Source organism: Furfurilactobacillus entadae (genome assembly GCF_045862745.1).
Taxonomy (GTDB): domain Bacteria; phylum Bacillota; class Bacilli; order Lactobacillales; family Lactobacillaceae; genus Furfurilactobacillus; species Furfurilactobacillus entadae.
The window spans coordinates 16402-38802 of sequence record NZ_BQXN01000023.1; the positions used below are offsets into that span (position 1 = coordinate 16402).

The following is a 22401-nucleotide window of genomic DNA, read 5'->3' on the forward strand; positions in this document are numbered from 1 at the left end:
AACATTATGTTGTTAGGGTTTTTACGTTGCTGATTTAACGATTGCGCTGTGAATTTGGCGTGGAAAATTGATCGACATCAATCGTGAACCGGGGCCGGTGTTTGACCTCGGTGAAAATTTTCCCGATGTACTCACCAATCACACTAATGGCAATCAACTGGAGGCCACCCAAGAACCAAATGGAGGTAATGAGCGATGACCAGCCGGTGGTTGTGTGACCAAGGCCGTGTTGGACAAAGGAGTAAATCATGCTAACAAGGCTGATGAGTGCCACCAAAAAGCCGGTGTTCATAATGATGTGAATTGGTGCGATTGAGAAGGAAGTAATGCCGTCTAAGGCAAAGTGAAGCATCTTCGATAGCGGATACTTTGTTTCACCAGCTTGGCGTTCCTTGCGGGCGTAAAAGACCTCATCATGGTTGAAACCGATCAAGGGGACAACCCCGCGAATGAACATGTTCCGTTCGTCATACTTCAGAAATTCAGTGACGGCCCGTTTGCTCATTAACCGATAGTCAGCTGAATTTGGGATCATATCAACGCCAAGGCGTTTCATAAACCAATAGAAACTGTTGGCAGTAAACCGTTTGAACTCATTATCTGTTGTTCGATCATTACGGACACCGTAGACAATATCAGCGGTTAAACTTTTTTCAACCATTTCTGGAATTGTGGATTCATCGTCCTGTAAATCAGCATCGATCGTAATCATCAGATCGGATTGGGGCCGAGCAACGGTTAACCCCGCAATGAGGGCGTTTTGATGGCCGTAGTTCCGACTGAATTTCACACCGGCAACGTCGTTATACCGTTCATGAAATCCAGTGATGATGGCCCAGGTTTTATCCTGACTGCCGTCGTCAACACATAGAAGGGAACTAGCGTTGTCAATTTTTTGCTGGTCTTTAAGGTCATTAAGAATTTTTTGTAGTTTTGGTAATGTGTCTGGTAACGTTTCTTCCTCATTGTAACAGGGGAGAACGATTGTCAAAGTTGGCATGTTTAGACCTCTTTAATGAATGTAATACAATCTGTTTAATAATAGCGTACTTCAAATGAATAAAAAAAACGAATCCGGGTCCTTTCAACCGGGTTCGTCAAGAAGCGGTTACATCTTTTCCAGTCTGGCAATTCGATCAGCCATTGGCGGATGCGTATCGAAGAGGTGTGCCATGGACCGTTTTTTCAGCGGGTCACTAATGTAGAGGGCGGCACTGCTGGGGTCTGCTTCCGTCATGGGTTCACCCGCTGAAATCTTTTGTAAGGCCGAGATGAGCCCTTGTGGATTACGGGTGAGTTCGACAGCACCAGCATCCGCTAGGTATTCACGATTTCGTGAAAGCGCCATTTGGGCGATGGAAGCAGCGATGGGGGCGAGCACAATGAGGACGAGTGAGACGACCAACAAAATGATTTGAAGGTAATCATTATTACTGTTGTTATCATTGCTGCGACGCCGGCCACCACCCCAAAATAACGAGCGCGCCCCGATGCTGGCAAGCATACTGATGGCAGCCGCTAGGGCAAGGGCAATAGTTTGTAAACGAATGTCGTAGTTGCGAACGTGACTCATTTCATGACCGATAACGCCTTCTAGTTCTTCACGGTTAAGGACGGCCAGGATCCCTGTTGTTGCAGCGACAGCAGCATGTTCCGGATCATTCCCGGTTGCAAAGGCGTTGGGACTGTCGTCATCAATGATGAAAACCTTGGGCATTGGCACCCGGGCGACAAGTGCCATGTCTTCCACAATGTGCCATAGTTCAGGCGCTTGGTCTGCGCTGGTGATTTCACGGGCGTGGTTCATTCGCATGACAACGTTCGTGGAGTTACTGATCATCAAGAAACAGTAAAAGGCGGTAATCACTGCGGCCATTAATAGTCCGGCAATGGTACTCCCGATGATGGCGTAACCAAGTGCGGCGCCAACAGCCAGTGTTAATAAGATGAAACCAATTAGGACATACACCGTCCGGCGTTTGTTTTGACGAATCTGTTCGTATAACAACGTGGTTACTCCTTTATTTACTTATCAAACGACACTTTTGGCGCCGCTTTTTCTTCCTCAGGAACCTGTAAGTAGTCTGCTTTTTGGAAATGGTGCATCCCGGCAACAAGGTTGCTTGGGAACGTTTGAAGTTTCATGTTCAGGCTGGCTGCACTGGTGTTATAGAGTTGACGGGAATAAGCCAATTTGTTTTCCGTATTGGTGAGTTCTTCCATCAATTTTGTGTACTCTTCGTTCGCCTTTAAATCAGGATAGGCTTCAGATAAGGCAAAAATACTCTTCAAACTGTTGCTCAATTGATCCGAAACGGCCATTGTTTGTGCGTGGTCATCAGCAGGAGTGTTTACCAGCTGGTTTCGTAAGCCAATCACTTTTTCTAACGTGCTTTGTTCATAATTACTGTAGCCCTTCACTGTTTCAACTAAGTTTGGAATTAAGTCATTCCGCCGTTTGAGTTGAACGTCAATTTGACTCCAAGATTCTTCTGTATAGGTACGCGCGCGAATTAAACCGTTGTAGATGCTAATGTACGCAATCACCAGAATAACGATGACAGCAACAATGATCAATGTCGTAATCATGGGCTAAAAATCCTCTTTTCAAATAAGTTTGTTGTTAACGTCTATTTTACCAAACATAACGGCGTCCGGGCGAATTGTTAAGCTCGTTTTAGGATTAAGCAAGGACTTTGCCTTTCGACCGGAAATTCGTTATGATAACAACATACGAAATGGAGGAGAATATTTATCATAACAATCCGAGAAGCACAAAAAGATGACGCCGGTCAGATAGCCCCCCTCATCAACATTATCTTCAAAGAAATGGAACTAGAAGAACTAGAAGACGTTTCGGACCCTGCCGTCCTAAAGGCCATTACCGCTGCCTATCAGAGTGAAGCTTATCTCTCTGGTGTGGCAACAACGGTAGTGGCCGAGGCCGATGGTCAAGTAGTAGGGGTTGCCTTTGGTTATCCCGATGAAAATGAGGACGTTGTGGACCATGTGTTGGAAGCCGCAACCAAGTTTAGTGATGAATTCGCCGATGATCCATTTGGATCTGATTATGAGGCGTTCGAAAATGAGTGGTACTTAGATTCCATTGTGGTTGATCCTGAGTACCAGGGCATGGGGATTGGTGGCCAATTACTGGATGCCATCCCAGCATGTGCGCGTGCAGATAATAAGCGGGTCATTGGATTAAACGTTGATTTCGATAATCCTGGGGCTAAAGCGCTATATCACCGTCACGGGTTTGAAACCGTGGGGACGACGCAGATTGGGTATCATTGGTATGCCCATATGCAACGGTCCAGCGCAAGCAGAGAATCAGTCCGTGTCTAATCACTGAGCAAGCAATCTGTGCTAAATAAGTTAAGGGTTCAAGGTCATAATGCTGGCCTTGAACCCTTTTTTGTTGAGACGGCTTAATTAGTCAATGTAAAAACCAGCGTGTTTGTTAGAAAAACTCTAGCAAACACGCTGGTTTAAGTTAGATTATGAATTGCTGATGTTAATGGGTCCCGTTAGTTTGACGTACATTGAATTGATAAAACCAAGACCCTGTAATTGAAACCAGACGACACCAGAAGGATCACTAATTTCACCTTCGATGATGACGGCGCTCCGGTTTGGAACGGTGCCAGCAGGCCGGCCATATGGTTCTGAATAATAAGAGACTGACTGACCGTCAACAAAATCAATGGCACCACGAGCAGCAATGGGTTGAACGTCCCAATCGTGTTCTGGAAGTGGGGCTTCTTCGCGGGCAACTGTCTGGGCTGATTTAGAGCTCAGGGTAAACGCATTTGGTTTATACATCACCCATTGATTGATCCCCATGTTGTACCAAAATTCCCCGTTATCTGTGGCAATTCGTGAAAAGACCCGCCAAACGGAACCAATTGGCATTTCAAGCGCCTGAAGTTCACCATCTGGTTGATCATAAGTGGGGAGGTCTTCTTGAATGGTTGCATACATGTGGACCTTTTCGACTTCGGCCCAATCAGCCGTTCGGAAAAATAGGCGAACTTCTTGTTGATCGGTTGAAAAAACGCCGTCTAGATCCCCAGAATGCCGGAATAGTCGATAGTTGGCAAATTCTGGGATGTCAATTGTGTAATGATCACCGATATTACCACGAACTAATTTTGGATCTAACAGTGTATCACCGGAATCAACATCCGTGTAATAGACCCATACTGGAATCCCTTCAACTACTTGTTCATTCATAAGTCAATAACCCCGTCGCTTTTTGATTAATAGCTTTAGTATAGCGCAATCGAGCTGGGAAAGGTGACTGGATCCTCGAGGCTTGGAAAATCTTTTAGCAAACTTAAAATAACAGTACAAAAAAACTGGTCGGCTTCACCATGATGGTGAAGCCGACCAGTTTTTTTGTTGTGTTAATCGTTGTTTTTAGCAGGTTCGCTTTGTTCAACTGGTGCAGGAGAAGCTTGGTCATCCGCTTGAACACTGATGTCATCGCCATCCATAACGGCCAGTAAGTTATGGTCTGCTGGGTGATCAAGGAAGAAGTCGGCGATCCGATCTTCAAGTTGTTCCTGAATCACACGGCGAAGTGGGCGGGCCCCCATTGCTGGATTGTAGCCCAGTTCAACTAACTTTGTTTCAACTGGCTTTGTCACACGAATGTGCAAGTCACGGTTGGCTAACTGATCGTTCATGTCGTTTAACATAAGTTCAACGATCTGGCCCAGTGCTTCCTTATTAAGTGGATTGAACTCAACAATGTCATCAAACCGGTTTAAGAACTCTGGCTTAAAGTAATTGCTTAGTTTAGCCATCATGCTGGCATGAGAATCCGTTGATGCACCAAAACCAACACTACTTTCGCCCGTATCACCAGAACCGGCGTTAGACGTCATGATGATAATGGTATCTTTGAATGAAACGGTCCGCCCTTGAGAATCTGTCAGACGACCGTCATCCAGAATTTGCAGGAACATGTGCATAACATCAGGGTGCGCCTTTTCAATTTCATCAAGGAGAATCAATGAGTAGGGGTGCCGACGAACTTGTTCAGTCAACTGACCGGCTTCTTCGTACCCCACGTAACCAGGGGCAGAACCAATCAATTTAGAAACACTGTATTGTTCCATGTACTCACTCATGTCAAACCGAATCATGGCGTCACGTGAACCAAAGAGTTCATTCGCCAACTGCTTAGCAGTTTCAGTCTTTCCGACACCAGTGGGACCAACAAAGAGGAAGGAACCAATTGGACGACCCGTTTGGTTTAACCCAATTCGGTTCCGGCGAATGGCCCGGGCAACCTTGTTGACGGCTTGATCCTGACCAATGACGTGAGCCTCTAGGCGTTTATCAAGATCCTTAAGCTGGGTTTTTTCTTGTGCCTGAAGGTCGCTAACTGGGATGTCGGTCTTTTCTTCAATGATGTGTTCAATGTCACGATTGGTGACCGTAGCAGCATCATCAGGTTGAGGATTTTCGTCTGCTTCCTTTTTGGCCTTTTCAAGTTGGTTAACTTGATCACGGTAGTAGGCGGCCTTTTCGTAGTCTTCCTTATCTAGGGCAGACTGCTTGTGAGCTTCCGCGGTGTGAATCTTGTCCTCAAATGACGTTGGGTCCACGTTACGTAACGTTAAGTTCTTCTTTGAACCGGCTTCATCCATTAAATCAATGGCCTTATCGGGCAGGAACCGGTCTTGAATATAACGTGCGGAAAGCTTAGCAGCTGCATCAATGGCTTCATCCGTGTAGTGAACGTGATGGTAGTCTTCGTACCGCTTTTGAATTCCCTTTAAAATGGCAATGGTGTCTTCAACGGAAGGTTCTTCCACTTCGATTGGTTGGAACCGCCGGGCAAGCGCAGCATCCTTTTCGATGTCACGATATTCCTTTTGGGTGGTTGCACCAACCAGTTGGAACTCACCACGAGCAAGGGCAGGTTTCAACACGTTTCCGGCGTCCATGCCACCCTCAGCGTTTCCGGCGCCAACGACTTCATGAATTTCATCAATGAAGAGGATAATGTCGTCATTTTTTGAAACTTCACTCATCAATTGTTGCATCCGTTGTTCAAATTGACCGCGGATTCCGGTTCCTTGAACCAGTGAAACAACGTCTAAACGGATGATTTGCTTGTTTAACAGCTTTTCAGGAACATTACCGTTAACAATGGCTTGTGCTAAGCCTTCAACAACAGCTGTCTTCCCAACCCCAGCTTCACCAATTAAAACGGGGTTGTTTTTCGTCCGGCGGTTAAGAATTTCGATGACCCGGTCAATTTCGCCATCACGGCCGATCACGGGGTCAATCTTTCCGGCCTTTGCTTGATCCGTTAGGTTTAAACCATATTGATCAAGAAGGGGGTGTTTACTGTTTTTATTTCGCCCGCCGTTATTACCGCCACGGCCGGATTGCGTTTTAGGTCCCTGTTGGGCCTGTTGGAAATTGTTTTGGGCGCCGTTGCCACTTTGCATGGCAGAGAATAAATCGTCTAAGTTACCGAAACCAAATGGATCTTGAGCCATGTTTGCTCCTCCGTTTCCATTCATTAAATTATTTTGATAGTCTTGTAGTTTTTGATAGCAATCTTGACAAAGGTTAACTTGCATCTCTTGACCATTCATATTGAGACCCAAGTGGATGGTCGCTTCATTTTGTTGACAATTTTGACAAAGCATTCAATCACTCCTTTAAGATGACACGTGCTGGCACGTCAAGTGGTCGCACGGTGCTGAGGTGGTTGGTTTACATCAAACTCGTGTTTGACCAACCTTGACCTTTTACCAGTATTATACACGCTAACTAAAAGTGTGCAAGTCGTTTGCTTCTTTTTTTAGCACTTTATCTAAATGAGTGCTAATACGAGCAAAACCTTTGGTGGAATCAGAAAACTGACAGCATGGTATATCACTCATGAATTAATATTTGTCACCGTTTTTTAAGAAGTGTGTCATTAAAAAACTGGTAAGATATTTGCTAAGCGGTTTCTTTTAGTTTCAACTTTACGGAGTTAAAAAATCACTTTACACAAATGAATTAATGGAAGTAGGATAAGCTTAGGATGAACAAGGGAACACGAAATAAGGTAGATAATTTCGCAATTTTCATTGTCGCTTTGTGGATGACAATTATTTTGAATCAACTTTTTTTCGGGGCAGCAGGGATCCTTAATGACATTTCGAATCCAGCTAACAATGTAATTTCTAAACGGTGGCTAGTAGCCAACTTGGTGAAGTATTTGCTAAATGCTGGGCAAGCAATGTTATTTATTTGGATTGGCTACTCAGCAGGCAGCCAAAAGCGGGCGCTAAAAGTGGTTGTGACCAGTTGGTTAACAACCATTTTTGTCGGCTTTTTGGGGCTTTTGGGGTGGATGACTGCTGGCCAGTCAATGGGTTCTGGAACATTATGGCAAATATTTTTACCGATAATGCGAAATTCATATCCGTTGCTAACAGCAGCAGGAATTAGTGTGTTAGTAGCACCATTATTGACGAAAATCAGCGGTCACTATGTACGATTACTATGGCTCATCGTAGCGTTAGCATTTGGATTGCCGATGATTTTGAATCAAGATCTTTGGTGTTTTAATAATGGCGTTAACGTCATTAACTCAGTTTTATTGACCATGATTGGGGTATTAGTAAAGGTCAGACCGATTAAACTAGCGCACAGAAAGTGGTTATGGATAAGTGGTTGTTTTACCATTTTGGCGGGTGGATTAATGCTGATGATGATTCCTATCTCAGACACTGCACACCAAAACATTTCAACCGTTAATCGGTTCGTTACACAAAATTCATTGTTAACGATAGGGCTATCAGTTGCTACATTTCTTTATTTAATTAAGCTGAATCCATCGGTTAAAAAAAATCGCCAAAGTGTGTGGCAGCCGACCGGTTCGTTATTAGTGGTGACAACGATTGTTTTATTAGGGAACCCGACCTTTAATGATCTTTTGAATAAGACGTTTGGTTTTACCGTTCCGAGTCTTTATCGAAAGAAGTTATTGTTGTTTTTAGGATTGTGCGTTGGCATCCTGGTTGTGACGTATGTTGTTTCAATCATGATGAAACTGATAGTTAAAACAAAGTGGTGGCAACAACTTGTTAATCAAATAGTGATGGTGATTAATGATGTTTGGACAAAACCAAGCGCTGTTACGACCGGAAGAATTAAAGAATGGATCCTTAAACACCGTCGTGGCTTGTGGACAACAGGGGCATTTTACGGATTGGCATTAGCGTCCATCACATTAATGAATACAACGGGAAGTTACGTTAATCTTTTTTTCTACACAGTGCTATTCAGAGAGCCGGTTCTCTGGTTTAACATCTTATTTATTGCTTCTTTCTTTTGGTTATTGCTGGCATTAACGAAGCGATACTGGGTTTCACTGTTGACCACGATTACAGCGGTTGTCATTGTGATCATCGCTAACGTGCTTAAAATCAAGACGCGGGAAGAACCAATCTTACCATCTGATATGGCAGAAGCTAAGGCATTGGGAAGCCTGCTAAAGATGGTTGGACTAGACGTTGTTATAAGTAGTGTGGTTTTAATCGTCGTTCTTGCTGTTGTGATGATCTGGCTGGAGTTGCGCGTTCCTCAACAATTAAACTTATCATTACGCTCTCGTGGGGTATTGGTGTTGGTTGCATTTGTTACTTTTGGATCAACATTTTTTTGGAATCATAATCATTCAGTTTTTATGGGTGTTACCAACGTTGTTGATGATTCGCGAGAATTTTTTAACCAAGAAGAGGGTGCGCAAAAAAACGGACCAATTATTCAGTTTTTAAATAATGTTGACGTATCTGTGATGCCTGAACCAGATGGTTATTCTAAGACTGAGATTGATCGAATTGTGCGGCGGTATCAGCATGAAGCAACAACAATTAACCGGACTCGAACGGGCACATTGAAAAACCAAACGGTAATCATGAACCTCAGCGAAAGTTTTTCTAATCCAAATCGAGTGCCTAATTTGACAGTGACGCCGAACCCAATCCCGTACATTACAAAGTTAAAAAAACAAACAACTTCAGGATTGATGTTGAGTTCCGGTTATGGTGGTGGAACGGCTAATATGGAGTATCAGGCGTTAACGGGGATGGCAATTAGTAACTTTTCACCAACATTACCAACACCATATACGCAATTAGTGACGACTTTGAAGCAAGCACCAGCGCTTACGAATCAATTTGACTATTCATCTGCAATTCATCCTTACATTGGCGTTTACTATAATCGGGTTGCTGTTTATAAAAAGTTTAATTTTAATAAATTTGCTTACGTGGGCAGTAAATATCCAATTAAAAACCAATATAAAATTGGGACAAGCGACTATTTGTCTGATAAAACGGCCTATGCAAATACGCTTAAGCAAATCAATGCACGTAAAGGTGGCCAATTTATCAACCTAGTGACGATGCAAAATCATTATCCGTTTACTGACAAGTATCCGGTTCATGATTATACAGCTTCCGGAACGGCGTTCACCTCTGACCAAGGGCAGCAGCAAATCGAGACTTACGCACAGGGGTTATCCTATACTGATACGGCTGTTAAAGCGTTTAAGCAGAAGCTCGATAAGATAAAAAAGCCGATTATCTGGGTTTGGTATGGTGATCACTTGGCTAGCCTTTACGATGGTGATTCAATGACCAAATACGGGCTTCGGTTGCATGAAACAGATTATTTTATTTATGCCAACAAGTACTCGCGAACACATGGTTATAAACAATCTAATGATGCATATGTTAGCTCAAATGATTTTTCAGCGATGACCATGGAACAAGCAAACACCAAAGTTTCACCATATTATGCATTATTAACGCGTGTTCATCAGCAATTGCCAGCGTTAACGGTGAACACTTCTGTCGGCAATACAGGTTCCTTCTTGAATGGAAGTGCACAGTTTGTAAACCACCGCGGCCGAATCGTTTCAGAAGAATCACTGACGAAACATCAGCGGCAGTTGTTGCATGACTACCGGTTGATTCAATACGATATTGTGGCTGGTAAGCAATACGCGTTAAAGACGCATTTTATGAAGTAGATTAGAGGTCTGATTGATCGTTGGGCTGGATTGAGAGTCCCCGCTAATTTAATCGCAGACTTTCAGTTGCACCTTGATTTAAGATTGTTCATAATGAAAGAATTGATGGGTTGCCATCATTAACCTAGTGGATAATTAAAGGAGCACGACTCATGATGAAGTTTTCATTTGCACAACGTTCGAAGGGAAAACTTTATGGTGGGTACGTGCTCTTTTTCTGTCTTTTTTTTGCAGTGACGTACGGTGTTGACCTCATGTTTGGGTACTCATTAATCTCGACACACGATGTCCTTCATCAGCATGTCCCGATTATGTTGTCGTACCGGCAATTACTGGTTGACTGGTTGCATCATTTGGCGGCAGGGCCGACCCAGTGGTCCTGGCACATTGGCCTTGGTGCAGATACCGTTCAAACGTTTTCCTACTATGTTATTGGCGATCCGTTTGCTTATTTGAGTCTCCTTTTTAAAAAATCCTCATTGATCTTGGGGTTCCAGATCATTTCCATCCTGCGCGTTTTTTGTGCGGGACTAAGTTTCACATATTGTGCTAGCCATTTACGTCTGAAAAATTGGAGTATTTGGCTGGGTGCGTTGGTGTACCTGAGCAGTGGCTTTGCCATCTACGCCAGTCTGTTTCAACCGTTCTTTATTAATGCGTTGATTTTACTACCGTTACTCATTGTTGCAATTGAAGCTGTGCTTCAAGGACGGTCAGCGTGGGGCTTTGGGATTGTCGTGTACTTTGCGATTGCGGTTAACTTTTATTTGGCCGCACTTTTAGCCGTTGGCGGGATCGTGTATCTGGTGCTTCGCTGGTGCGAACTACCACAACCCTTTAGTAAACGAAATTGGCGAAATTTGGGCCGATTAGCGGTGAGCGGATTACTTGGCGCAGTAACCACCGCCTGGATTACTGTTCCTGAATTGGCTGCGTTGCAAGCATCACCACGCTTTGACGTTCCGTTTGCCAGTGGCATGAAGTTTTATTCCTTACAGTACTATTTGAGTTTGCCGAGTGCGCTAGTGGGTAACGTTAATGTCGACCCGTTTTGGTTAAACACACTTTCCGTTAACATGCTGCTGTTGGTCGTTATTTGGACGTTGCTGCACCATCGCCAGTTTCCATTGGTCAGTCGCACGATGATCCTTGCTGCGGTCATGGCATTATTGCCAATGTTTGCCGCAACGTTAAACGGGGCGACGTCGCCCTCAAATCGGTGGCTGTTCTTAATGTCATTACCGATGGCATTAATGATTGCGACCTTTAGCGAACAATTAGGGGAAATGACCCTGGAAGACTGGCTCCCGATTTTGAAATGGACGGGTGTTGTCTTGATTCTGATGTTGATCAGTGCGGTCATCATGCAGGGCACTTCAACAACCTTGTTACCACAATTATTATTTCTGGTGGTCTACGCAGGAATTTTTGTCGCTGGGACGGTTCGGCCGGCGTTACTGAAACCGCGTGTCTTGTTGTCATTAGTGGTGGTGAACATCTTTGTTGCGTTTAACTTTGAAAATACGGCGTATGACATTCATCAATTCCTCCCCCGTGGGGAAGCAGCGACCCTAATTAATGAGCCGTACGGAACGGCGCCAAGTGCGCTTGCCTCACAACCAACGTTAGCGGCGCAGGCTGGGGAAACAACGCCAAACGCACCAAGTTTTTACCGCTCCAGCAATGTGAGCAACTTTGTGACGGCGGGGGATTCCGCGGCAGCCGAAGATAACATTATCGCGAACAATTTTTTAACGACCCAATCAAACACGAGCTCGTTTTATTCGTTACAAAATGGGGCCTTAACCCAGTTTAGTCACGATTTATTGAACAACCAGCGGGAATTGAACTTACCGATTCAACAGTTTGATGATCGAACCCGGGTCCTAAACTTCTTGGGCGTACGCGATCTTTACGCAAATTCACCGCTATCATCTGAAACAAACCTTCCGGCGAATTATGAACCGGCGTACGGCGAGACAACTCGTTTAAATGAAGGTTTCTATGGGCAGAATGGGGATGTTCAGGTTTATCAAACGACGGCTAACTTTCCGCTGGTCTATTTTCAACCGCATGTCATTAGTAATCAAACTTACACAGCAATGGACGCCAATGAAAAGGAAGCCAGTTTATCGGCAGCGACGGCGATTGCAGATCCAAGTGGACTGAAGCAAACGACACTGACGCCACAGAGTGTTGTTATTCCGTACCAAATGTATGATAGTCAGGAAAATCTTGTCAGCACCAGCGGATTGGCACATACGAACAAGAATGATGCCTATACACTGTATATCCCGCATGCAAAGCAGTACGCGGGAATGGAAGTTCGCGCACTAATCACGGATGTGACGTATAATGAACCCAGTTTGCGTGATCGAATTGCCATTGATAAGCTCTCGTCGGGTGGACTAAATGGGGTGTTGTCCTCCGGCAGTAATCAAACGGATGTTCACGGGACGTGGGATGCCTTCAAACGGGATGTTGCCGTTGGTTCACCGAACAAGGCGTGGCGGATCACCATTACTAATGGTGATGTAACGAACTCATTGGCCCAAATTCCTGAAACCAATTTGAGTGAGTTTGAACCAACAACGGCCGGGGTTTTAAACCTTGGCTGGGTTGGTAAACATCAACTAACGAACGGGATGAAGCTACAACTGGGGCAGGTCGGTCAATACACGTTTAAACTGCAACTTGTGGGCTTACCAATGGCGAGTGCTTATGATAAACAAGTTCAACAAATTCAACGAAACGGCTTGCAACAATTAAAATTGGGTCATAACCGGGTAACTGGACATGTGACAACGACGCAGGCCGGCGTCCTGACCTCCTCCATTCCGTATGCGAAGGGCTGGTCTGCAACGATTAACGGCCGGCCCGCAAAAATTATCAAAACAGACCGAGCCTTTGTCGGAATCAAACTGTTAAAAGCCGGTCATCAGCAGGTGGTGTTAACCTACCACACACCAGGACTAACGGTGGGCGCACTGATCACCGGAGTAATGGTTGTGCTTCTGGGGCTTCTTGCGAGCGGGTTGGCTGTTAGCCGGCTCATTGACCGTCGATCGAAAGGAAATGAATGAGATGAATGAAGACTATGCAGCAAAATTGGAACAATTGCACGACGGCACGTTGGATGAATTGACGGTTACGCCTGATCAGTTCATGGCGTTTCAACAGGCGTTAATGAACGTGGAGTATCGGCAACGAATTGTGGGTGCTGCAACGCGCGGCGGGGAAGTAACGTACCATTACCAAACGGATTAAGTGATGGACTAAAGGCGATTCCTCAACTAAATAAAGTGTTTGTGAAGTGAAGTTAACCCCGTCAAGCTGGTTGGTAATCAGTTTGACGGGGTTAACTTGTCATGGGGGAACACTGTTGAGGCCGTCTTTAAGCGCGATGATAAGGACGCTCACTGCGACTAAAAAAAGTTTTAGGGTCTAGACCATTGATGTGATAAGGTTAACAATGGTAACGCTTACTTTGTGCAAATAAATTCATTTGCGAAAGCTTGTATTTTGTAAAAAACATATGCTACTATGATACAGAAGGTGATTGGTAAATCGCCGTTTTCACGGCAAAGAAATCCCTTACAAATTTAAGAGAACTAAGGAGATTAATTATTATGGAATCTAAAGACTTTCACGTTATTGCAGACACAGGTTTACACGCACGTCCAGCCACTTTGCTGGTTCAGACTGCTTCCAAGTTTTCTTCAGAAATTAACTTGGCTTACGATGGCAAGTCAGTTAACTTGAAGTCAATCATGGGTGTTATGTCACTTGGTGTTGGTAAAGATGCTGATGTAACAATCTCAGCTGAAGGCGCTGACGAAAAAGACGCCATCAACGCAATTTCAGAAACCATGACAAAAGAAGGTTTGTCTGACTAATGACTCAGAAGCTTAGCGGGATTGCCGCAAGTAATGGTGTTGCCGTTGCTTCGGCCTACATGTTAGTTGATCCGGACTTAACGTTTGAAAAGAAGACGATTTCCGATGTTGATGCTGAAAAGGCACGGTTGCACAGTGCTTTAGATGCTTCAATTGAAGAACTGCAACAGATTAAAGCCGTTGCTGAAAAGAATTTGGGTGCTGAAGAAGCTGAAGTTTTTGAAGCGCACATCACGATTCTGACCGATCCAGAAATGATTGGGCAGATGGAAAGCAAGATCGATTCTGATAAGGTTAATGCCGAACAAGCACTGAAGGAGATCACGGATTCATTTATTATGATCTTTGAAGGCATGACCGATAATGCTTATATGCAGGAACGGGCAGCTGACGTACGTGACGTAACCAAACGGGTTATGAGTCACTTGCTGGGTAAGAATTTACCCAATCCTGCTTTGATTAACTCTGAAGTAATCATCGTGGCTCACGATTTGACGCCTAGTGATACCGCACAACTGGACCGGAAGTACGTTAAGGGCTTCATTACGGATCTTGGTGGGCGGACATCACATTCGGCAATTATGAGTCGGACCCTGGAAATTCCTGCTGTCGTTGGGACTGAAATTGCCACAACGGCCATTAAGCAAGGTGACCAGGTGATTGTTGACGGTCTTGATGGTGTCGGTGTTGTTGATCCATCAGCTGATGACATTGCGACCTTCACCAAAAAGGGTGATGATTTCACTAAGCAAAAGGCTGAATGGGATAAATTACGTGACCAACCATCCGTTTCTAAGGATGGCAAGTCATTCACGATTGCTGCAAACATTGGGACTCCCGATGACATCACTGCTGTTAATGATAACGGTGGGGAAGCAGTTGGCTTATTCCGTTCAGAGTTCCTGTACATGGATAGCTCTGAATTACCCGATGAAGAGACTCAATTCAAGGCCTACAAAAAGGCCGCCGAAGACATGCACGGTAAGCAAGTGGTTGTTCGGACCATGGATATTGGTGGGGACAAACACCTTGACTACTTACCATTGCCTGAAGAAATGAATCCGTTCTTGGGTTACCGGGCCATTCGGATCAGTTTGAACCAACCAGACTTATTCCGGCCACAGTTGCGGGCATTATTGCGTGCCTCTGCCTTTGGGAACATTGCAATTATGTTCCCAATGATCGGAACGGTTGACGAATTCAAACGTGCACGAGCAATCTATGATGAAGAACGTCAAAACCTCATTAACGATGGCGTCAAAGTGGCTGACCACATGGACGTCGGAATGATGATGGAAGTGCCGGCGGCGGTCCTAATTGCGGACAAGTTGGCTAAGTATGCAGACTTCTTCAGTATTGGAACCAATGATTTGATTCAATACACCTTTGCTGCTGACCGTGGTAATGAACACGTGTCTTACTTGTATCAACCACTCAACCCATCGTTGTTACGGTTAATTAAACAAGTGATTGACGCGGCTCATGCTGAAGGTAAGTGGGCAGGGATGTGTGGTGAAATGGCCGGCGACCAGGTTGCCGTTCCATTGTTAATGGGCATGGGCTTGGACGAGTACTCAATGAGTGCAACGTCAATGCTTCAAACTCGTTCATTAATGAAGCGGTTAGACACTGTTTCAACAGCATCCTTGGTCGAAAAGGCTCTTGATGCGGAAACAAACGATGAAGTGACCGCTCTTGTTAATGACTACATGAAACAAATTGTTGATTAGTTGAACGATTAGGGGGAACCAGTCCATTTATGGGCTGGTTCTTTTTTGTGGAAAAGTTAATTTTTAGCATTAAATGGTTGATTGGCAACGTTGTGATTGGCATCGCATGGTGGACTAGTTTAGAATGATTAGGAATAGACATCATTCGGATTTGCTATCTTTGCAGCCAATCCGTATAATGTAACTTGATTATTTTAATGGATGAAACAATGAACTTGACGACTGACGAAGAGGAAGGGGGCACCAGCGTGAATATCGGGATATTTACTGATACATATTTTCCGCAGGTAAGTGGTGTGGCCACTTCCATAAAAACGCTTCGTGACCAATTAGAACAAAATGGTCACTCAGTGTACATCTTTACGTCAACAGACCCGAAGGTTGATAAGGACGTGTATGAACGGAATATTTTTCGGTTTCCATCAGTTCCGTTCGTTTCATTCACTGATCGGCGCATTGCCGTCCGGGGGATGTTTCATGCGTTGCAAATCGCTAAGGATCTCCACCTTGACATTATTCATACGCAGACCGAGTTTTCGATGGGCTTAATGGGGAAATTCATTGCCCATACGTTAAAAATCCCCGTTATCCATACGTACCACACAATGTATGAAGATTATTTACACTACATTGCAAACGGAAAATTATTACGGCCACGACAGGTTAAAACCATGACACGTGGCTACCTGCGCGGGGTTGAGGGGGTTGTGGCACCGTCTGAACGAGTGCTGACAACCTTGACGGCTTACGGCGTCAAAACGCCGATCCGGGTTATTCCGACCGGTGTGAATTTGCCGCAGTATGAACAAGTTAAGGCAAATCATCTCCGTGAGCAGTTCGGTTTTTCAGCGACAACGCCGGTATTGCTTTCCTTATCACGGCTTGCGTTTGAAAAGAATATTCATGAAATCATTATGGCGTTACCAGATGTGCTGGCTGAACAACCAACGGCACAATTGTTAATTGTTGGTGACGGTCCGGCGCGTGAAGATCTGGAAGAACAGGTTAAGACCATGAAGTTAGCGGATCACGTCACGTTTACTGGTGAAGTTGCTAATGATGAAGTTTACCAATACTATCAGATGGCAAACGTCTTTGTTTCGGCCAGTGATTCAGAGTCACAGGGGCTTACGTACATCGAGGCGATTGCTGCGCACACGCCAATTGTGGTGATGAGTAGTCCGTACGCGGATGACCTATTAACAGTTCCGGCAGTCGGGCAAACCTTTCATCAACAGGATGAATTGGTGCACGCGGTGTGCGACTACCTAGCTAACCGGGTTGACTTGTCAGATCGGTCGGTGCGTCAACGGATCCTGTACGAGATTTCTGCAGATGCCTTTGGAAAACGAATTATTCAGTTCTATGCCGATGCGCAGTTAATCTATCAGGAAGATAGTGAAAAATCAGCCAAGTTGAGTGATTAACTTTGTCAAACACGTGTTGCCGGCTGGCGGTTAGTCAGTTGGGAACACGTGTTTTTTAAACTAAAGGAATGTTTGAGGAGTCAGTAATGTTACGAATTAACATGTTTTCAGCGGCAACGTCTGTCCCTGGCCAGGGGGTCGGCAGTGCTTACATGGAGCTGGTCAAATTATTGAGAGATAATTTTGATGGTGAGTTTGATGTGCGGATCAATAAGTGGGGGCGCGCTGACATCACACACTATCACACAGTGAATTTTCCCTACTATTTATCGACTTTTTTACCCGGTCGCGGACGAAAAATTGGGTACGTGCATTTTTTACCGGAGACCATGGAGGGGAGTCTTAAACTGCCACCGGTCGCTAAGCAAATCTTTTATCACTACCTGATTTCGTTTTATAAGCGGATGGATCACATTGTGGTGGTGAACCCCACGTTTATTCCTAAGCTGGAAGCTTACGATATTCCCCGCGGGAAAATTACGTACATTCCGAATTTTGTGGCCAAGAGTGAATTCTATGAAATGACTCCAGAAGAAAAGGTGGCCACCCGGGACCGCTATCACTATGATCAAAAGCGCTTTACGGTGCTAGGAATTGGTCAAATTCAGGAACGAAAAGGTGTTCGTGACTTCATTACGTTGGCAAAGAACAATCCTGATGTGCAGTTTATCTGGGCTGGCGGATTTTCGTTTGGCCGGATCACAGATGGGTATGCTGATTTAAAACGGGTGGTGGATAATCCACCGGCAAACTTGTCATTCCCTGGGATTGTGGATCGGGAAGCCCTAGTGGATTATTACAACATGGCTGACTTATTTTTATTACCGTCGTATAATGAACTGTTTCCAATGTCGGTGTTAGAAGCATTTAGCTGTGGAACACCAGTGTTACTGCGTGATCTGGATCTTTACCGTGCCATTATTGATGGCTATTACGAAAGCGCGAGTAACGTGAGCGGGATGCAGCAGAAGCTGACCGCGTTACAAACAAATCCAGCGGGGATGAAGCATTTGCACGATCAGGCCTTATTGGGGGCGGATGAATATTCTGCTAGCCATTTGGCTCAGATCTGGCACCGGTTCTACCGCGAACAGGCAGGAGAAAAGTAGGAATGTCACGACGAAATCGCATTGTTTTAGTGATCATGTTGTTGATTGGGATTGGGATTTTTGCGTATTCACTTCGCAACGTCGCGTTGGCGCAAGTTATTCATGATTTTTTGAACATCAACGGGTGGTGGCTCCTGGTCGCGGTGCTCTGCATGGTCGGGTACCTGCTGATTGAAGCGCGAATTATGCAGGTGTTTGTTAATGACAGAATTAGTGGGTTTACGTTTAAAGACGCACTTCGCATTCCGCTTATCGAACAACTCTTTAATGGGATCACACCGTTTTCTAGTGGGGGCCAACCAGCACAACTGATTGCCATGATTCAAACGGGGGTGGATGGTGGCCGGGCGAGTTCTGTCTTGTTAATGAAGTTTGTCGTTTATCAGGGCATGATCGTGATCAACTTTTTGATCGCACTCACAATTGGCTTTCAATACCTTGCAGAAAAGCTGCATTACTTGGCGCTTTTCGTGGTTTTTGGCTTCTTAATTCACCTGGTTGTGATCCTCGGACTGCTGATGATTATGTTCTGGCATTCGATGACCAAACGCTTAGTGAATCTTTGCATGAAACCATTGGCGTGGTTTGTTAAGCCAGAACGATATGAGCGTTGGCGGGTAACACTGGATGAGAAGATTGATTCTTTTTATTTAGAAAGTCTCCGCATTAAGTCACAATGGCGCCTCATGGTTCACGTGGCGTTATTGACAATGGCTCAGCTGGCAATTTACTACCTCATTCCATACTTCATCATGTTGGCGCTGGGGTATAGCCACGTTAATATTCTGATGGTAACGGCGCTACACGTGCTCATTGTCATGGTGATTTCACTGTTTCCAATTCCTGGTGGGGCAGGGGGCGCCGAATTCAGTTTCGAAGCACTCTTTGCAAGTTACGTGACTAGCCGCTCAAAGTTGGTGTTGGCAATGATTTTATGGCGGATCATTACGTATTACCTGGGGATGTTCTCCGGGATGTGGGCAATGGCTTTAAAACCGGATCGTGTGACTGAGCGACCGACGAACCGCAAAGAACTAATGAAACAACAAGAGGGAAACAAATGAATGATGAAGAAAAAACACCGCTAGAAACGATTATAGGACGGCTTCGGGCCATGCAGTTTGATCGTCATCAAACGATTCAAACACGATACTTTGAGCAATTTGGCGTTCCCGTTTGCAAAGTCTCATTGGATCACCTAACGGGAGAGTGGCAGGTTCAGGATGCGCGAACAACACCAGCCTTTAGTTACGACAATGTCGATATGGTGGCTGTTGTGATCTATGATGCACTCAACGAATTTGAAGCCGTCTTTTAAATTTCGGCTGACAACTAAGAATTTATGAAGAACCCCGCCAATGTTTGAAATTGTGCGGGGTTTGTCTATAATATGGATTTGTTGAGTTTAAGCTTGATTAAAGCTTCGCTTTAGCAATTTTAGCGATCAAATTGATAACGAGCCCCTAGACATGGTGTTATGTGAGGGGCGTGGAGGACTAACACATGGCGAAATTCTTCAAGGGCCTGTATGCCAAATTAAATACGACCCTCGGCTTTTTTATCCTGACAACGGTGTTGTTTTGGTTGAAAACATACCTTGCGTACCGGACAAAGTTTACATTAGGTGCAACGACGCCGATTCAGCAGTTCATTTTGATGCTGAATCCAATTCCAACGGCGCTGCTGTTGTTCGGGATCGCACTGTATTTTCGGGGAAAACTTGCCTACTGGTTGATGATGATCATCGACTTCCTTCAAAGTTTGTGGTTATTTTCCAACATTTTGTACTACCGTGAATTTTCGGATTTCCTGTCAATGGGGATCATGAAAGGTTCCGGTGCGGTTGATAATAACCTTGGGAAGTCGTTGGCGGGAATTCTTCACGCGACGGACTTCCTTGTGTTCCTTGATGTGGCATTCTTAATTGTCATGTTATTGACCAAACTGATCAAGGTAGATAAGCGGCCCTTAAAGAAGCGGTTCGCCGTGACCATGACGGTTTTTGCAATGGCCTTGATGATGACGGATTACGGATTGTCTGTAAACGACCGGTCAGGGTTATTGACCCGGACATTTGATAATAACTACATTGTGAAGTACTTAGGGTTAAACGAGTACGCAGTCTTTAATATTTATCAAACGCACCAACAAGAGACCAGCCGGGAAAGAGCCTCAAAGGACGATCTCCAGGCGGTCAAGACGTACCTGAAGGAAAATCCGGCGGGGGAAAACTTCCAATACTTCGGGAAAGAACAAGGGAAGAACGTGTTTGTCTTCCATTTGGAAAGTTTCCAACAATTCCTAATTGATTATAAGTGGAAGAACCAGGAAGTAACGCCAAACATTAACGCGTTCTATCACGATCAGAACACAACAGCGTTTGATAACTTCTATAACCAGGTTGGTCAAGGGAAGACCTCTGATGCAGAAATGATGATGGAAAACTCCCTTTATGGTCTGCCAACTGGGTCTGCCATGGTGACATATGGGTCATCAAACACGTTCCAAGCTGCACCATCAGTATTGGCCCAGCATGGGTATACAACGGCCGCAATGCACGGGGATGTCCCAAGTTTCTGGAATCGTGGAAACACATATAAGGCATGGGGCTACGAGAACTTCTTTAGTAAAGCCTTCTATCCTAATGCGGATAAACCAAGTAATAACGTTGGGTATGGGTTAAAAGACAAGATCTTCCTTGATGATTCTTCTAAATATATTGAACAGCTCCCACAACCGTTCTATGTTAAGGTGATTACGGTCACGAACCATTATCCTTATTTGTTGGGCAAAAAGGACGCTTCCTTCCCAAAGACCAATACTGGGGATGACACTGTGGATGGGTACGTTGTCACAGCCCATTATCTGGATCAGGCGTTTGGTGAGTTTATTAATTACCTGAAGAAGGCGGGGATGTACGATAATTCAATGATTGTCGTGTATGGTGATCACTACGGGATTTCAAATAACCACCGTCCTGCAATTGCAAAGCTCCTTGGGAAGAAAACCGTTACGGATTACGACCTTGCCCAGTTCCAAAAGGTGCCATTTATGATTCATGCACCTGGTGTGCAGGGCGGCGTGAACCATACGTATGGTGGTGAGATCGATGCATTGCCAACCATGATGGACTTACTCGGCATTAAGACGACTGGCAATTACATCATGATGGGACAAGACATGCTGTCGACACAGCGGAACCAAATCGTACCGTTTAGAGATGGTAACTTCGTAACGCCGAAGTATACCAAGGTCGGAAACAAGGTCTATGATACAAGTACCGGAAAACTGTTATCGTTGACTGACGCGCAGAAGAAGGAAGTTGCGGCAGATCAGGCTCACGTTAATAAGGTTCTGGGCTTGTCGGATAAGATCATTACAGGGGATCTCCTTCGTTTTTACACGCCAACGGGCTATAAAAAGGTGGATAAGGCCGATTACGACTATTCAGTAAGTGCAACAAAGGCACGACTGAAGAAGGAACAAAAGGAAAATCCAACTAGCGCAAAGGCCAAGAATGGCGGTAAAACAACAACGAACGACTACAGTACGGATGCACCTGAAGTCGCTAAAACTAAGTAACAAAAAAAGATTCCACAATTTGTGGAATCTTTTTTTGTTCGGAAATCCTTTGTGGGTGGATGAGGTTGGTCGGGATTTTACCGGGAAATAACGACTTCGGTGAAGTGGAGTTACTTTAAAAGCGAACAAATTTGCAATTGGAACCGGATTATTGTTGGATATCCCGGATGTGAATCTCGTTTTAAGGCCGCTTTTTTGCAAATTGGTGCTTGACCGGTCTAGGGTGCTTTGATAAGATAGCTTATGTTGTCAGGGAGTGCTTGAGCGACAAGCGATTGATCGAATATTTCCTGATAAAAAAAGCTTGACGATTTCAAAGCCAAATGATATAGTAATTAAGTTGTCTTGAGGCAACGAGTTAGATCTTTGAAAACTGAACAACGTTTCGACGAATCAAATGTGTAGGGTCTTTGACCGAAAGTTCAAAACAATACAATTGTGAAGTCAATTCACTTTATAACCAAGTAACAAAAACAAGAGTTAGTTCAAATAACTCATTAATTTGAGAGTTTGATCCTGGCTCAGGATGAACGCTGGCGGCGTGCCTAATACAAGCAAGTCGAACGCATCTTCGTTTTTGATTGACGGTGCTTGCACTTG

General features: G+C 44.7%; 16 protein-coding genes and 1 rRNA gene. 12 read left to right on the plus strand and 5 right to left on the minus strand.

The window, feature by feature from the left end:
• Positions 1 to 34 precede the first annotated feature (34 nt).
• The 3 genes from ACKTR5_RS09330 to ACKTR5_RS09340 all read right to left on the minus strand — a co-directional run bounded on the left by ACKTR5_RS09330 (position 35) and on the right by ACKTR5_RS09340 (position 2586).
• A complete protein-coding gene (locus tag ACKTR5_RS09330) occupies positions 35 to 1000 on the minus strand; it encodes a glycosyltransferase family 2 protein (protein WP_407881016.1) in 966 nt (321 codons plus the stop codon).
• Between the two features lie 108 nt (positions 1001 to 1108).
• Positions 1109 to 2008, minus strand: coding sequence for a zinc metalloprotease HtpX (gene htpX, locus ACKTR5_RS09335; protein WP_407881017.1), 900 nt, complete (start codon positions 2006 to 2008; stop codon positions 1109 to 1111).
• Positions 2009 to 2025: 17 nt separating this feature from the next.
• Positions 2026 to 2586 carry a LemA family protein gene (locus tag ACKTR5_RS09340; protein WP_407881038.1) on the minus strand — a complete coding sequence of 187 codons (561 nt, stop codon included), beginning with the start codon at positions 2584 to 2586 and terminating at the stop codon, positions 2026 to 2028.
• Positions 2587 to 2754: 168 nt separating this feature from the next.
• On the opposite strand from ACKTR5_RS09340, the gene ACKTR5_RS09345 reads away from it, so the two are divergent.
• Positions 2755 to 3348 carry a GNAT family N-acetyltransferase gene (locus tag ACKTR5_RS09345; protein WP_407881040.1) on the plus strand — a complete coding sequence of 198 codons (594 nt, stop codon included), beginning with the start codon at positions 2755 to 2757 and terminating at the stop codon, positions 3346 to 3348.
• Positions 3349 to 3501: 153 nt separating this feature from the next.
• Here ACKTR5_RS09345 and ACKTR5_RS09350 read toward each other — a convergent pair whose 3' ends face one another.
• Both ACKTR5_RS09350 and ACKTR5_RS09355 read right to left on the minus strand, forming a co-directional pair.
• The gene (locus tag ACKTR5_RS09350; RefSeq protein ID WP_407881019.1) at positions 3502 to 4236 is read right to left on the minus strand and encodes a MucBP domain-containing protein; all 735 of its coding nucleotides are present in this window, start codon (positions 4234 to 4236) and stop codon (positions 3502 to 3504) included.
• Positions 4237 to 4409: 173 nt separating this feature from the next.
• Complete coding sequence (locus ACKTR5_RS09355) at positions 4410 to 6674, minus strand: ATP-dependent Clp protease ATP-binding subunit (protein WP_407881020.1); 2265 nt, start codon at positions 6672 to 6674, stop codon at positions 4410 to 4412.
• Positions 6675 to 7057: 383 nt separating this feature from the next.
• On the opposite strand from ACKTR5_RS09355, the gene ACKTR5_RS09360 reads away from it, so the two are divergent.
• From ACKTR5_RS09360 to ACKTR5_RS09410, 11 genes are all read left to right on the plus strand, one after another.
• On the plus strand, positions 7058 to 10057 hold the full coding sequence (locus ACKTR5_RS09360) for an LTA synthase family protein (RefSeq protein ID WP_407881022.1): 3000 nt from the start codon (positions 7058 to 7060) through the stop codon (positions 10055 to 10057).
• Positions 10058 to 10209: 152 nt separating this feature from the next.
• The gene (locus ACKTR5_RS09365) at positions 10210 to 13140 is read left to right on the plus strand and encodes a YfhO family protein (protein WP_407881024.1); all 2931 of its coding nucleotides are present in this window, start codon (positions 10210 to 10212) and stop codon (positions 13138 to 13140) included.
• Between the two features lies 1 nt (position 13141).
• Complete coding sequence (locus ACKTR5_RS09370; protein ID WP_407881025.1) at positions 13142 to 13324, plus strand: hypothetical protein; 183 nt, start codon at positions 13142 to 13144, stop codon at positions 13322 to 13324.
• Between the two features lie 362 nt (positions 13325 to 13686).
• On the plus strand, positions 13687 to 13953 hold the full coding sequence (locus tag ACKTR5_RS09375; RefSeq protein ID WP_407881027.1) for a phosphocarrier protein HPr: 267 nt from the start codon (positions 13687 to 13689) through the stop codon (positions 13951 to 13953).
• Complete coding sequence (ptsP, locus tag ACKTR5_RS09380; RefSeq protein ID WP_407881028.1) at positions 13953 to 15683, plus strand: phosphoenolpyruvate--protein phosphotransferase; 1731 nt, start codon at positions 13953 to 13955, stop codon at positions 15681 to 15683. Before ACKTR5_RS09375 ends, ptsP begins: the two co-directional genes overlap by 1 nt.
• Before the next feature lie 248 nt (positions 15684 to 15931).
• Positions 15932 to 17110: a glycosyltransferase family 4 protein gene (locus ACKTR5_RS09385; RefSeq protein WP_407881042.1), complete on the plus strand. Its 1179-nt coding sequence runs from the start codon at positions 15932 to 15934 to the stop codon at positions 17108 to 17110.
• Between the two features lie 86 nt (positions 17111 to 17196).
• Entirely contained in the window at positions 17197 to 18219 is a 1023-nt protein-coding gene (locus ACKTR5_RS09390; RefSeq protein WP_407881030.1) for a glycosyltransferase family 4 protein, read from the plus strand.
• A 2-nt stretch (positions 18220 to 18221) separates the two neighbouring features.
• Positions 18222 to 19283: a lysylphosphatidylglycerol synthase transmembrane domain-containing protein gene (locus ACKTR5_RS09395; RefSeq protein WP_407881032.1), complete on the plus strand. Its 1062-nt coding sequence runs from the start codon at positions 18222 to 18224 to the stop codon at positions 19281 to 19283.
• Positions 19280 to 19537, plus strand: a complete 258-nt coding sequence (locus ACKTR5_RS09400; protein WP_407881033.1) for a DUF1797 family protein — start codon at positions 19280 to 19282, stop codon at positions 19535 to 19537. Before ACKTR5_RS09395 ends, ACKTR5_RS09400 begins: the two co-directional genes overlap by 4 nt.
• Positions 19538 to 19722: 185 nt before the next feature.
• Positions 19723 to 21801 carry an LTA synthase family protein gene (locus tag ACKTR5_RS09405; protein ID WP_407881035.1) on the plus strand — a complete coding sequence of 693 codons (2079 nt, stop codon included), beginning with the start codon at positions 19723 to 19725 and terminating at the stop codon, positions 21799 to 21801.
• Positions 21802 to 22299: 498 nt separating this feature from the next.
• Positions 22300 to 22401: ribosomal RNA gene (locus ACKTR5_RS09410) — 16S ribosomal RNA — on the plus strand; the annotation flags it as partial.